At 73.7% G+C, this 12253-nt stretch carries 11 protein-coding genes; 5 read left to right on the top strand and 6 right to left on the bottom strand.

All coding sequences use genetic code 11. The annotated features are described in order from the left end of the window. Nucleotides 1-24 precede the first annotated feature (24 nt). Both CLV92_RS13110 and CLV92_RS13105 read right to left on the bottom strand, forming a co-directional pair. Nucleotides 25-2745 carry an MGH1-like glycoside hydrolase domain-containing protein gene (locus CLV92_RS13110; protein ID WP_104433290.1) on the bottom strand — a complete coding sequence of 907 codons (2721 nt, stop codon included), beginning with the start codon at nucleotides 2743-2745 and terminating at the stop codon, nucleotides 25-27. 42 nt (nucleotides 2746-2787) lie between these two features. Further along, the gene (locus tag CLV92_RS13105) at nucleotides 2788-3375 is read right to left on the bottom strand and encodes a DUF1802 family protein (RefSeq protein ID WP_104433289.1); all 588 of its coding nucleotides are present in this window, start codon (nucleotides 3373-3375) and stop codon (nucleotides 2788-2790) included. 80 nt (nucleotides 3376-3455) lie between these two features. Between CLV92_RS13105 and CLV92_RS13100 the strand changes: the two genes are divergently transcribed. After that, a complete protein-coding gene (locus CLV92_RS13100; protein WP_158257238.1) occupies nucleotides 3456-4271 on the top strand; it encodes a GPP34 family phosphoprotein in 816 nt (271 codons plus the stop codon). A 10-nt stretch (nucleotides 4272-4281) separates the two neighbouring features. Here CLV92_RS13100 and CLV92_RS13095 read toward each other — a convergent pair whose 3' ends face one another. Together CLV92_RS13095 and CLV92_RS13090 are read right to left on the bottom strand one after the other, a co-directional pair. Next, nucleotides 4282-4884: a flavin reductase family protein gene (locus CLV92_RS13095; protein WP_104433287.1), complete on the bottom strand. Its 603-nt coding sequence runs from the start codon at nucleotides 4882-4884 to the stop codon at nucleotides 4282-4284. A 29-nt stretch (nucleotides 4885-4913) separates the two neighbouring features. Further along, complete coding sequence (locus CLV92_RS13090) at nucleotides 4914-5606, bottom strand: thymidine kinase (RefSeq protein ID WP_104433286.1); 693 nt, start codon at nucleotides 5604-5606, stop codon at nucleotides 4914-4916. A 386-nt stretch (nucleotides 5607-5992) separates the two neighbouring features. Here CLV92_RS13090 and CLV92_RS13085 point away from each other — a divergent pair, with 386 nt between their 5' ends. Further along, nucleotides 5993-6424, top strand: a complete 432-nt coding sequence (locus tag CLV92_RS13085; RefSeq protein WP_104433285.1) for a pyridoxamine 5'-phosphate oxidase family protein — start codon at nucleotides 5993-5995, stop codon at nucleotides 6422-6424. A gap of 47 nt (nucleotides 6425-6471) precedes the next feature. Here the strand turns inward: CLV92_RS13085 and CLV92_RS13080 are convergent, their stop codons facing one another. Beyond that, the gene (locus CLV92_RS13080) at nucleotides 6472-7692 is read right to left on the bottom strand and encodes an NAD(P)/FAD-dependent oxidoreductase (RefSeq protein ID WP_104433284.1); all 1221 of its coding nucleotides are present in this window, start codon (nucleotides 7690-7692) and stop codon (nucleotides 6472-6474) included. Nucleotides 7693-7817: 125 nt separating this feature from the next. Between CLV92_RS13080 and CLV92_RS13075 the strand changes: the two genes are divergently transcribed. Continuing rightward, entirely contained in the window at nucleotides 7818-9221 is a 1404-nt protein-coding gene (locus CLV92_RS13075; protein WP_104433538.1) for a nicotinate-nucleotide adenylyltransferase, read from the top strand. Between the two features lie 246 nt (nucleotides 9222-9467). Next, the gene (locus tag CLV92_RS13070; RefSeq protein ID WP_104433283.1) at nucleotides 9468-9650 is read left to right on the top strand and encodes a hypothetical protein; all 183 of its coding nucleotides are present in this window, start codon (nucleotides 9468-9470) and stop codon (nucleotides 9648-9650) included. 30 nt (nucleotides 9651-9680) lie between these two features. Here CLV92_RS13070 and CLV92_RS13065 read toward each other — a convergent pair whose 3' ends face one another. After that, the gene (locus tag CLV92_RS13065; protein WP_104433282.1) at nucleotides 9681-11066 is read right to left on the bottom strand and encodes an ADP-ribosylglycohydrolase family protein; all 1386 of its coding nucleotides are present in this window, start codon (nucleotides 11064-11066) and stop codon (nucleotides 9681-9683) included. Nucleotides 11067-11208: 142 nt separating this feature from the next. On the opposite strand from CLV92_RS13065, the gene CLV92_RS13060 reads away from it, so the two are divergent. Then, complete coding sequence (locus tag CLV92_RS13060; protein WP_104433281.1) at nucleotides 11209-12240, top strand: glycosyl hydrolase 53 family protein; 1032 nt, start codon at nucleotides 11209-11211, stop codon at nucleotides 12238-12240. The last annotated feature ends 13 nt before the right edge of the window (nucleotides 12241-12253 follow it).

Here is a 12253-nt window from a genome sequence, read left to right as displayed (position 1 = left end):
AGGTGGTGCGGGTACGTGGGTCCGTCAGCGGCTCTCGCCGGGCCCCGGGGGCAGCCGGGGGTTCAGCAGGTGCGCCACCAGCGCCGTCCAGCCGGTCTGGTGGGTGGCGCCGAGGCCCTCGCCGGTGTCGCCGTCGAAGTACTCGCTGAACGTCGGGTGCTCCCGCCACAGGGGGTCGTCGCTCGCCTCGATGCGGTGCCCGTCGGCGGGACGCCTGCCCTCCACGGGGCGGAACAGCGACACCAGGCCGTCGTCGATGAGGTCGGCGGCCTCGATGAGCGTCTTGTGGTTCCCCGACCCGGTGGGGATCTCGATCGTCAGCTCGTCGCCGAAGTGGCGGCCGTAGGTGCGCAGCTTGTCCGCCAGGAGCACGTTCACGGGGAACCACACCGGCCCGCGCCAGTTGGAGTTCCCCCCGAACAGCGGCGTGCGGGACTCGCCGGGCTCGTACTCGATGGAGGAGCTCTTGCCGCCGACCTCGGTGGTCACGGTCTCCTTCACCGCGGCCGACAGCGACCGGATCCCGTAGGGGGAGAGGAACTGCTCGGTGTCGAACATGCGGGTGAGGATGCGCCGCAGCCGGTCCGGGTCCAGCAGCGACAGCAGCATCTTGCGACCCTCCGGCCCGGAGCGCGACATCAGCGGCTCGACCAGGTCGGGGCGGCGGTGCTGCAGCCAGCGCAGCCGCCGGGTCAGGTCCGGGCACTCCTCCGCGATCCACGCGGGCACGTCCGTGGTGCCGAGGATCGGCAGCAGCCCCACCATCGACGGGACCCGCATCGGCTCGGCGCTGCCGTCGGGACGCACGAGCACGTCGTAGTAGAAGCCGTCCTCCTCGTGCCACAGCGACCGGTTGTGGGAGCCGAAGGAGTTCATCGACTGCGCGATCGAGAGGAAGTGCTCGAGGAACTTCGTCGCCGCGTCCTCCCACGCCCGGTCGTGCCGCGACAGCTCCAGGGCGATCTTGAACATCTGCTGGCAGTAGAACGCCATCCAGCTCGTGGCGTCGGACTGCTCCAGCCGGAACCCCGGCGGCAGGGGCGCGGAGCGGTCGAAGAGGCCGATGTTGTCCATCCCGAGGAAGCCGCCCTCGAAGATGTACGACCCGGAGGCGTCCTTGCGGTTCACCCACCAGGAGAAGTTCAGCAGCAGCTTCGTGAACACCCGGATGAGGAACTGCTGGTCGCGGTAGCCGTCGATCCGGTACACGTGCCACGCCGCCCACGCGTGCACCGGCGGGTTGACGTCGCCGAACGCCCACTCGTAGGCGGGCAGCTGTCCGTTGGGGTGCATCGACCACTCGCGGCACATGAGGACGAGCTGCTCCTTGGCGAACTCGGGATCCACGTGCGCCAGCGGGATGGTGTGGAAGGCGAGGTCCCACGCCGCGAACCAGGGGTACTCCCACTCGTCGGGCATGGAGATGACGTCGGCGATGGACAGGTGCCGCCACTCGGTGTTGCGCGCGCCCGGCGCGGCCCGCTCCGGCGGGGGCGGGTCGCCGATCGGGTCGCCGTCGAGCCACTGCCGCACGTCGTAGCGGTAGAGCTGCTTGCACCACAGCAGCCCCGCGTAGGCGCGGCGGGCGACGTGGCGGTCCTCGCCCTGCACGCGCGGGTCGATGACGTGCTCGTAGAACTCGTCGGCCTCGGCGCGGCGGGCCTGCAGCACCTCCTCGAAGCCCGGGCCGAACGTGGCCGCCGACGGGGCCTCGTGCGACAGGCGCAGCCGCACGGAGACGGTCTCGCCGGGGGCGACCTCGTCGAAGCGGTACCAGAACGCGGCCTTGGTGCCGGTGTGCGCGGGGTTGACGGAGGTGCGGGAGCCGAAGACGACGCGCTGGTTGATGCCGTCCTTGGTGTAGCGCGCGCGGTTGCGGTGCGCCCCGAACAGCCCGACCTGGTTGGTCTCGTTGTCGCAGAAGAGGACCTCGGGGGATCCCTCCGCGGACAGGTAGTACCGGCCCAGGTGGGCGTGCTCGCTCTCGACGGCCTCGATGCCGCCGACGGACAGCGTGGGGGGCAGCAACTGGCTCATCGTGCCCTGGCGGGGGTCCCACCCCCAGGCCCAGGTGTTGCGGAACCAGATCTGCGGGAGGAGGTCCAGCGGGGCGGGGTCGGGACCGTGGTTGGTGGCGCTGACGGTGATGCAGACGTCCTCCGGGGACGCCTTGGCGTACGTCATGGTCACGTCGAAGAAGCGGCCGCCGTCGAGGACGCCGGTGTCGCCGAGCTCGTACTCGCGCTCGGCGCGGGTGCGGCGGGCGTTCTCCTCCCGCAGCTGTTGGTACGGGAACTCCGCCTGCGGGTAGCGGTACATCCACTGCATCCAGCTGTGGGTGGGCGTGCCGTCGACGGCCCACCAGTACTCCTTGACGTCCTCGCCGTGGTTGCCCTCGAGGTTCGTCAGGCCGAAGAGCCGCTCCTTGAGGATCGGGTCGCGCCGGTTCCACAGGGCGACGCCGAAGTTGAGGAAGCCGTAGCGGTCGGAGATGCCGCCGAGGCCGTCCTCGCCCCAGCGGTAGGCGCGGGCGTGCGCCTGGTCGAACGGGAACGACGTCCACGCGTCACCGTCGGTGGAGTAGTCCTCCCGGACGGTGCCCCACTGCCGCCCCGCGAGGTAGGGACCCCACATCCGCCAGGGGGCGTCGTCGCCGGAGGACTCGGCCAGCCGGGCGTGCTCGGCGCTGGGAGGCCGGTCGGGAGCGGCTGCGGAGGGCCGGGGACGGGAGTTCACGGCCCCCATCCTGCCCGCTCCACCCCGGGCGCGTGCTCCGGGCGGTGGCCGCTACGGGGCGCCGGCCCGCTCGCGCACCGCGGCGGCGACGGTTGCGAGGTGGTCGTCGGCGTGCACGACGCGCCCGCTGCCCGCGGGCCACGCCAGAGGCAGGTCCAGCCAGCTGCGGCAGCCGCCGTGCTCCGGCAGCCGGCGCAGCCGCACCGGCGCCTCCAGCTCCACCGCACGCACGACGAGGGCGGTGAGGCGGTGGCGGGGGCGGAAGTCGACGCGGGTGCGGCGCACCGACTCCGGCGTCCAGACGTGCAGGTCGGCGAGGTCGTCGACCTGCTCGGGGCGGGTGACCTCGACGGCGTCGAAGACCTCCAGCCCGGCGCGCAGGACGAGGTCGTCGGTGCCGGCGTCGGCCTCGCCGAGGGGGAGGAGGTCGTGGTGCTCCGGGCGCACGGACTCCGCGTGGCTGTGGGCGACGGTGGGGAAGAGCAGGAAGCGGGAGGCGCCCACGGTGAAGCGCTTCTCGTGGATGCCGCCCTTGCGCAGCAGCAGGGCCTGCCGCCCGTCGAGGAGGGCGTGGGCGACGGCGCCCCACTCCTTCAGGGCGGGGGTGGTGACGGGACCGGTGTCGGTGGTGCTGGTCACGGCCCCAGTGTGCGGGGCCGGTCGCGGTGGGCTCCGCACGGGGCTTCCGGTGATCCGGGGTGGTCAATAGCGTCTGGGACGTGCTCCTCGCCGACGACCTGGCCCTGCTGCTGCTGACGCCCGACGAGGGCCGCCGCACCGTCTCCGCCCGACGCGCTCAGCTGGCTCTCGCGGGTGCCCTGCTGTCGGAGCTGCTGCTGGCCGGGCACCTCGCCCCGGACCCGGTCGAGCGCCGGCTCGTCCCCGTCGCCGGGGCGGGTCCGGGTGGTGCGCGGCTGCAGCGGGCGGGTGTCGTCGCGGTCCAGGCGCTGCCCGGCCACCTGCCCACCCAGCTCGGCCGGGTGGCGCAGGAGGAGCCGTGGGCCGGCGCCACCGGAGCGCTCGCCGCGGGCGGTGTCCTGCGGGAGGAGCAGCGGATCGTGCTGTGGGTCTTCCCGTCGGTGCGCTGGCCGCTGCTGGACGCCGGTCCCCGCAAGGCGGCGGCGGCCCGGGTGGTCGGCGCCCTGCGCGAGGCCGTCCAGGGCCGGCCGGTCGAGCCGGGGGCCGCGTCGCTGGTGCGCCTGCTGGCCGCGGTCGGTGCCCTGCGGCGCGCGGGGATCGAGCTGCCGGCGCAGTCCGGCTGGCGGGCGGCGGGCAGGACCGTCGACGTGGTCGCCCGGCAGCGGGCCGTGCCGCCGCACCTGGCGCCGGCCCTCACCGACCTGGAGCTGGCCGTGCGGCGGCTGGCCGCGGGCACGTCGGAGGGGGACGTGGAGAGCGGCGGCAGCGGCGGTGCGTGGGGCGGGGGCTGGGGCTCCGGCGGGGACCTCGGGGGCGACTCCTGCGGCGGCGGTGGTGAGGGCGGCGGGGACGGCGGCGGGGGTGGCGACGGCGGCGGTGGCGGGGGCGGGGACTGAGGCCCGCCCCTCACTCCCCGGTCAGCTCGTAGGGGATGCGCCGGCGGGTGCTGACGGGCCCGATGGCGCTCCACTCGTCGGCGCCGAGGCGGGCGACGGGGCGCAGCAGGTCGATGGCGGGGCGGCCCTCGCGCAGCACGTCCTCGTCGACGGCCACCCAGACGACCTGCCCGAAGACGACGGTGGAGTCGCCGAAGCTCCTCAGGTCCAGCACGCGGCACTCGATGGCGACCGGGGACTCCGCCACCCGCGGGGGCCGCACGACGGTGCTGGCCTCGCGGGTGAGGCCGACGGCGTCGAACTCGCTGACGTCGGCGGGGTAGTCGGTGGCGGTGGCGTTGACCCGCTCGACGTTCTCCTCGTCGCTGAGGCAGACGACGAACTCACCGGTCGCGCGGGCGTTGCGCAGGGAGTCCTTCTCCCCGACGGAGGTGAACTGCACCACCGGCGGGTCGACGGAGCTGACGGTGAAGAAGGAGTGGGGCGCGACGTTGTCGACGCCGTCCGCCGAGCGGGTCGAGACCCAGGCGATGGGCCGGGGCACGATGATGCTGGTCAGGAGCGGGTAGACGGCCCGTCCGAGGGCGGCGGGGTCGTAGTCGCGTCGCGTCATGCCCCGACGTTCGCACACGCCGCCGCGGGCTACGCCCCCACCGGCACGTCGTCGAGGCGGAGCTGGGTGCCGGCCCGGGCGCGGGCGCGCGCGGCGGTCTCCTGCCGCATGTGGTGGCGCCGGCACAGCACCTCGTACTCCACGGGGGCGGCCACCTCGACGGAGGCCGGGTCGAGGGCGGGGTCGGCGTCCTGCTGCACGTCGCCGACGACGACCTGCTCCCCCTCGACCACCATCTCCCCGTGCAGGGTGCGGGCGTTGTGCGTGGCGCGGGCGCCGCACCAGCACAGCGCCTCGACCTGCAGCAGCTGCACGCGGTCGGCCAGCTCCACCAGCCGCGCGCTGCCGGGGAAGAGGCGGGTGCGGAAGTCGGAGGTGATCCCGAAGGCGAAGACGTCGATGGCGAGGTCGTCGACGATGCGGGCGAGCTGCTCGACCTGCACGGGGGCGTAGAACTGCGCCTCGTCGCAGACGAGGTAGTCGATGCGCTCGCCGCGGGTGCGCCGGGAGGCGACCTCGGCGAAGAAGTCGGTGGTGTCGCGGACCTCCAGCGCCGGGCGGTGCAGGCCGAGGCGGCTGGAGATGACGGAGTCCCCGGCGCGGTCGAAGCGGGTGTAGAGCAGGCCGCGGCGGCCGCGCACGCCGTGGTTGTGATCCATCTGCAAGGCGAGCGTCGACTTGCCGCAGTCCATCGTCCCCGAGAAGAACACCAGCTCCGCCACGGTCGGCCATCCTGCCCGACCGCCGTCCCCGGACCGGGCGGCGACGCGCCCTTGCGCGGCGCTGCCGGAATCTTGCAACCATTTGAGGGCGCTTTTCCGGTGTGAGGTGATCTCGCTCTGCACTACCTGCGGGCGGCGGCGGCCGGCGACTCCCCGGCACCGCTGCATGCACGGGATGGCTCGCGCCGCAACGGGATCGGTCCCACCGCGCGAGGCCGGGGAAGGACCGGTCCACGGTGGTCGGAAAAGCGAGGCGAAGCCTAGAACCTCTGGTCAAGATGGTTTCGCTCCGCTTACGGTGAGGTACTTAACGTGTCGATAACGACTCGCGCACTGGCGCGCGGGTCGTTGTCGCAGCGACGGGGCGCGACGAGAGGAGCCGGGCAATGGGGACCGCCGAAGAGATCGGTACTGCCGAGTGCAAGGAACTGCTGGCATCGCGGAACCTGGGGGTCATCGCCTACACCGAGCACGCCCTGCCCGCGATCCGCACCGTCAACTACGTCGTCGACGGTGACGAGGTGCTGATCCGCACCACCGCCGACAGCATCTTCGCCCGCGCGGTCGCCAACGCGACCGTCGCCCTCAACGTCCACGTCGTCGACGTCGACCAGCGCAGCGGCTGGAGCGTCACCGCCGTGGGCCGGGCCCGGCTCCTGCCCGCGGAGCAGTCGCAGGCACTCAGCGGCAAGCTCGGCACCTGGGCGCCGGAGGACAGCGGCCAGGTCCTGCACCTGCGCCTGCAGAAGCTCACGGGCCGCCGGATGCGCGCCGGCGCCGCGCAGCTCGCACCCGACCAGGAGCTGCTGCTCGCCTGAGCCCCCGAGCACCCCAGCGCTCCCGGCCGGACGGAGGGCCCCGCTCGTCAGAGCGGGGCCCTCCGCGCTGTCCGGCGCGCCGCCAGGGGACCCGCCGTCGGGGCGCCCGCCGCCAGGGGTCCCGCGCCGCGCAGCACCCCCGCCAGGGCCCGGGGCGTCAGGACGCCCCGCCCCAGGCCCAGCTCCACGAGGTCGGCGAACACGCGCGCGTCCGCCGCCGCGCCCCGCACTGCCGCGCCCAGCAGCCGGGGGGACCGGCTGAGCGCCGCCGCCGCGTCCGTGGAGCGCAGGTGCGCCCCCAGGTGCGAGCGCAGCAGCCGCCGGTACGTCCCGCCCGGCTCCTCCGCCATCGCCGCCGCCCGCCCCGCCAGCGACCCCGACAGCACCGCGTAGTAGATGCCCTCCCCCGTCACGGGGTTGATCAACGAGGCCGCGTCGCCCACCAGCAGCACCCGCCCGTCCGGTTGGCGGGCCCGGCCGGTGGACAGCGGCAGGTGGTGCCCCCGCCAGTCCCGCGCGCCGCCGCCCGCGCCGGGCAGCAGCTCCTCCACGCCCTCGACGAGCCGGCGGCGGCTCAGCGCCGCACCATCCACCAGCGGCTCCCCGTAGCCGACGTTCGCCCACCCGTCGCCGATGGGGAACGACCACGCGTACGACGGCCAGCGCGCGGTGCCGAACGCGATCACCTGGGCCGCGGCCCCGGCCGGCGCCGGTGCGTAGCCGCGCACGGCGAACGCCACCCGCCGCGGGGCGGGCATCCCGACCGCCCGGCGCAGCAGCGAGTGCGCCCCGTCCGCGGCCACCACCACCCGCGCCGCCACCTGCTCCGGCGTGCCGGGGTCCAGCAGCACCCGGTCCGCCAGCACCGCGACCTCCCGCACCTGCTGCCGGCGCAGCACCGCGCCACGCTCCTGCGCCGCCGCCACCAGCCGGGCGTCGAACACCCGCCGCGGCACCACCCGCGCGGGCCGGGCCATGTCCCCCGCCGCCACCGGCCCGCCGGGGAAGCCCAGCTCCAGCCGCCCCACCGGCGGGTACCCGGCCGCGGCGTCCGGCACGCCGAGGCCGGCGAGCACGTCGAGGGCGTGCGGGGCGATGCCGTCACCGCAGGGCTTGTCCCGGGGGAAGTCCGCCTTGTCCAGCAGCAGCACCCGCGCGCCGGGCCGCGCCTGCGCCGCCGCGAGGGCCGCGGCGCTGCCCGCCGGTCCCGCCCCCACGACCGCCACGTCCCACGACCCGTCCCGCCCAGCGTCCGCCACGGGGCGCATCCTGCCGCCCGGGGGAGGGGACGGCGCGGGGAGCGGGATCTGTCACGTGGCGTGACTCCGCGAGCGCGGACAGTATGGAGCTGCTCCACCTCGGCACCACCGCCCCTGAGAGGACGCAACGGCTCATGGAGATCGCGGGCGACACCCTGCAGAAGGCCCTGCGCATCAACCTCGACCCCCGCTGGTACGGCACGATCGCCGAGATCGGTGCCGGGCAGGAGGTGGCGCGCTGGTTCTTCCGCGCCGGCGGGGCCGCCGGGACGATGGCCAAGTCGATGTCCGCGTACGACATGGCCGTCAGCGACGCCGTCTACGGCAAGTCCGACCGCTACGTCTCCCTCGGCCGCCTGCAGGCGATGCTGCAGCACGAGCTGTCCCTCAACGTGGAGCGCCTCGGGGAGACCCGCGGGGACGACACCTGCTTCTTCGCCTTCGCCGACACCGTCGTCGCCCGCAGCTACCGCGGCGGCAACGAGTGCCACGGCTGGATGGGCGTCCGGTTCCAGGCGCACCCCCACGACGAGCCCAGCGAGATCGTCCTGCACGTCCGGATGCTCGACGACGACGCCGCGCTGCAGCAGGAGGCGCTGGGCATCGTCGGCGTCAACCTCCTGCACGCCGCGTTCTTCCAGCGCCACGAGCCCGACCAGGTCGTGGCCAGCCTCCTCGACCGGCTCTCCACGGGCCGCATCGAGATCGACATGATCAAGTTCAAGGGCATCGAGTTCCGCAGCGTCGACAACCGCATCATGGCGCTGCAGCTCGTCCAGCTCGGCCTCAGCGGCGTCGCGATGTTCGGGCCCGACGGGGAGGTCCTCCAGCCCAGCGAGGCGCTGCGCAAGCACGCCGTCCTCGTCGAGCGCGGCAGCTTCCGTCCGCCCACCGTCGTCAACATCGACATGCTGGAGTGCGCGCGGGAGAAGTTCCAACAGGATCCCGCCGTCGCCGGCAAGCCGATCCTGACCCTCGCCGAGCTGACGATGCGCAACCTCCGGGCGGACACCGACAAGGTGGACCGGCGCGACTTCCTCGCCCGCGCCGACCTCCTCGGCGCCTGCGGGGTCACCGTCCTCATCTCCGACTACTACGACTACAACCGCCTCGCCGCCTACCTGCAGGCGCGCACCAAGGAGCGGATCGGCATCGTCCTCGGCCTGCCCAGCCTCCTCGACATGTTCAAGGAGGAGAACCACACCCACATGCAGGGCGGCATCCTCGAGAGCTTCGGGCGCCTGTTCAAGAACGACCTCCGGCTCTACGTGTACCCGATGCAGCAGCCGTCCGGCGACGGCGTCCTCACGGTGGACCAGACGAAGGTGGACCCGGACCTGCAGCCGCTGTTCGACTACCTCTCCGGCCGCGGCTCCTTCGTCGACCTCGACAACTACCGGTCCGAGTACCTGCCCATCCTCAGCCGCGACGTGCTGCGGCGCATCGGCAGCGGGGACGACTCATGGGAGTCGATGGTGCCGGTGGAGGTCACCGCGCTGATCGTGAAGCGCTCCTTCTTCGGGTACCGGCGGGAGTAGCGGGTCGGCGCGCGGCGGCGGGTGGCGCGGGGACGTTGCGCTCCTGGCCTACGCGGGGACGTTGCGCATGCGACGCGCCGGCGTGTCGCCGCCGAACGTCCCCGCCCCGCGGTGCCGCACCCGACACGGGGACGTTGCGCACGCGACGCGCCGGCGTGTCGTGGCCGGACGTCCCCGCCCCGTGCCGGAACGCGGGGACGTGCCAGGCTTCCTCCTGTCCGAACCAGCCGCCCGAGGAGCACCGCTGTGGCCCACCCGCCGACCGAGCCGGACGACGTGCCGGGCTCCGCCTTCGCCCCCGGCGTCGACGAGCCCGCCGAGGACGTGGCCGGGCTCGACGAGATCGCCGAGGCCGAGCACCTGCTCGACGGGGAGGGCCCGGACGTCACCCCGACGGCAGGGCCAGGTCCCGCACGTCCAGGAAGCTGACCACGCCCGGGGCATGCGCCGCCCGCCCGCTCAGCGCCGCCCGAACTCCTCCAGTGCCGCGGTGAAGCTGTCGTTCCACAGCCCCAGGTGCGGCCAGCGCGCCGCCACCCGCTCCGTCGCCTCCTGCGCGGACAGCCCCTCGGTCCGCATCAGCCACGCCCGCAGCACCAGGCCGGTGCGCGACGCCCCGCCGAAGCAGTGCACCAGCACCCGCCGGCCGTCGGCGCGCAGCGCGGCCATGTCGTCGAGGACGTCGTCGAGGACGGTGGCGACCTCGGGGTTGGTGTCGTCGTCGACGAGGTAGGCGAGGCGCTGCACGTCGTGGCCGAAGCGCCCGCCGGTGCGGCACAGCGAGACCACCGCGAAGTCGCGGTCGCTGCGGCGGGCCCCGTCGAGGTCCGCGGCCCACACCCCGGGCGCCACCTCGGCCGGTTCCAGGTCGTGCGAGGTGGGCGGCGCGTACGGCTGCGCGGAGCGGTGGCCGTCGAGGCGGCGGGCCAGCAGGTGCAGGTCGGGCAGTTCCCAGCGCCCCTCGAAGCCGGGAACCCGCCCGTGCAGCACGGACGTCCAGCGCATCGGGATGCCCGCGATGCCCGAGCGGGCCCCGGCCAGCGCCCCCGTGACGCAGGCGACGGTGTCGGTGTCCCCGCCGAGGTCGATGACGAGGCGCAGCGCCTCCTCGAACGTGGCGGAGTTCCGCAGCGCCCACAGCGCCGAGCCGAGCGTCGGCCACACGGCGCCGTTGCCCTCCGTCGCGTCCTGCGGCCGCCACGATGGCGCGCAGACCCGCGCCCACTTCTCCCGGTGCTCCGCCGCCACGAGCGGAAGGGCGTCCACCACCGCCGCGTCCGCGTCCCCGCCCGCCAGCAGCACCCGGAGCACCTCGTGGAAGATCGCGCAGCCCTCGCCTGCCGCGGGGTCGCCGTGGGTGAGGGCGGAGATCCGGCGCGCGGCGTCCATCGTCGCCTCCCGCCCGGCACGCGCGAACCAGATCGCCGCCGGGGTGTTGCGCATGAGAGAGCCGTTGCCCGCGGAGCGGTTCCCCGCGCGGAAGTGCTCCGCCGCAGCGGTGTCCCACGGCAGGCACGAGCCCAGCACCGCCCGCGTCTGGAGGCCGATGTCCGGCGGGTCCGCCTCGGCCCAGCGCCGGAAGCGGTCGAAGACATCCGCCCCGTCCAGGCCGTTCCGCTCCACGAGGGATTCCGCCAGCAGCAGCGCCATCTGCGTGTCGTCGGTGAACTCGCCGGGCTCCCAGCCGAGGGTTCCGCCGCCGCACATCTCCGTCGCCACCCCGCGGGCGGGGGAGGGGAACCGGGCGCTGAACCGCCCGTCGGGGCCGAACTCGAAGGGCGCGCCGAGGGCATCGCCGACCGCGGAGCCGATGAGGGCGCCGGCGACCCTGTGCTGTCGATCCATGCGAGCCATCCTCGCCCGGAAACTCCCCTGTTCTCCACTTGACAGGCCGAAGCGCCGGCGGCACTGTAACCGGTCACAGGAAGTTCACCCCCCGTCACGTCGATGTGTGCGAATCCGGGTCCCCCTGTTCTTTGGAGACTTCATGACCACCGATCGGAACAACGCCGTTCCCCGGAGGACGCTCCTCACCGGAGCCCTCGCCGGCACGGGGCTCGCCGCCCTCGGGGCGACCGGCGCCGAGGCCGCCACCGGGTTCGTCAAGGGCGCCGACATCAGCTGGGTGCCCCAGATGGAGGCGAACGGCTACTACTGGTGCGACCGAAACGGCAACCGGGCCGACATTCTCGCCATCCTCAAGACGTACGGCATCACGGCGGTCCGGCTGCGGGCGTTCGTCAACCCCTCCTCCAGCCCTCAGGACGGGCACTGCAGCACGGAGGAGACCGCGCGCTTCGCCCGGCGGTGCAAGGACGCCGGCATGCAGGTGATGATCGACCCCCACTTCGGGGACACCTGGAACTCCGTCGGGGTGCAGAACCCCCCGGCGGCGTGGGCGGACATGACCTACAGCCAGATGCAGCAGGCGATGTACGACTACGTCTACCACCTCATGATGGTGCTGAAGTACCACCGCGTCTCGCCCGCGTGGGTCCAGCTCGGCAACGAGACCAACCCCGGCATCTGCGTCCCCACCGGCAGCGTCCGCTACAACCCCGCCCAGCTGGCGGGCCTGCTGAACGCCGCCCACGACATGGTGAAGGAGGTGTTCCCCGCCGCGCAGACCATCGTCCACCTCGCCCAACCCCAGCACGGCGACGTCATCACGAACTGGCTCGACACCTACCGCAACCACGGCGGCAGGTGGGACATCTCCGGGTTCTCCTCCTACGCCAGCGGCGCCGCCACCATCGACGCCATCGCCAACAACATCGAGGGCTTCAAGAACCGCTACGGCAAGCCCGTCATGCAGGTGGAGTTCGGCGGTCGCTGGGACCGCGCCGAGCGGACCAAGGCGGACCTGTCCTACTTCATCCAGAAGATGCGCAGCATCGGCGCGCTCGGGTTGTTCTACTGGGCCCCGGAGGGGTACTCCCCGTTCACCGACTACCAGATGTGCGCGTGGGACCCGGCCACCCGCCGGCCCACGGTCGCCATGGACGGGTTCCTGGTGTGACGGGCTGAGCGGG

This window comes from Kineococcus xinjiangensis (assembly GCF_002934625.1).
Taxonomy (GTDB): Bacteria; Actinomycetota; Actinomycetes; order Actinomycetales; family Kineococcaceae; genus Kineococcus_A; species Kineococcus_A xinjiangensis.
The sequence above is the reverse complement of the archived record's forward strand: the minus strand, read 5'-3'. Positions and strand labels throughout refer to the sequence as shown.

What these genes read in the sequence shown, in the direction of transcription:
- CLV92_RS13060 (WP_104433281.1), top strand. Translation starts at nt 11,209, where the DNA reads ATGACCACCGATCGGAACAACGCCGTTCCCCGGAGGACGCTCCTCACC.
- CLV92_RS13085 (WP_104433285.1), top strand. Translation starts at nt 5,993, where the DNA reads ATGGGGACCGCCGAAGAGATCGGTACTGCCGAGTGCAAGGAACTGCTG.
- CLV92_RS13095 (WP_104433287.1), bottom strand. Translation starts at nt 4,884, where the DNA reads ATGACGCGACGCGACTACGACCCCGCCGCCCTCGGACGGGCCGTCTAC.
- CLV92_RS13075 (WP_104433538.1), top strand. Translation starts at nt 7,818, where the DNA reads ATGGAGATCGCGGGCGACACCCTGCAGAAGGCCCTGCGCATCAACCTC.
- CLV92_RS13065 (WP_104433282.1), bottom strand. Translation starts at nt 11,066, where the DNA reads ATGGATCGACAGCACAGGGTCGCCGGCGCCCTCATCGGCTCCGCGGTC.
- CLV92_RS13110 (WP_104433290.1), bottom strand. Translation starts at nt 2,745, where the DNA reads ATGGGGGCCGTGAACTCCCGTCCCCGGCCCTCCGCAGCCGCTCCCGAC.
- CLV92_RS13080 (WP_104433284.1), bottom strand. Translation starts at nt 7,692, where the DNA reads ATGCGCCCCGTGGCGGACGCTGGGCGGGACGGGTCGTGGGACGTGGCG.